A 370-nucleotide genomic window follows, 5' to 3' on the forward strand; every position below is an offset into this window, starting at 1 on the left:
GGACCAACCTGCTCGACCTGATGAAGCTCGGCATCGAGTCCCCCTCGCACCTGATCGACGTGAACGGCCTGCGGCTCGACAAGATCGAGCCCACCGCCGAGGGCGGCCTGCGCGTGGGCGCGCTGGTGCGCAATACCGACCTGGCCGCCGATACCCGCGTGCGGCGCGACTACGGCGTACTGTCCCGCGCGCTGCTGGCCGGCGCCTCGGGCCAGTTGCGCAACAAGGCCACCACGGCCGGTAACCTGCTGCAACGCACCCGCTGCCCCTACTTCTACGACACCAACCTGCCGTGCAACAAGCGCACGCCGGGCAGCGGCTGCTCGGCCATCGGCGGCGTCACGCGCCAGCACGCGGTGATCGGCGTGAG

Annotated in this window: 1 protein-coding gene; it reads left to right on the forward strand. The window is 70.8% G+C overall.

Annotated features, from left to right (window positions below):
• Window positions 1-370, forward strand: a 370-nt coding sequence (locus AC1DBN_RS21595; protein ID WP_477724215.1) for an FAD binding domain-containing protein, incomplete at both ends; no start/stop codon positions are given.

The sequence above is a fragment of the Pseudarthrobacter sp. 10T415 genome, from assembly GCF_056394175.1.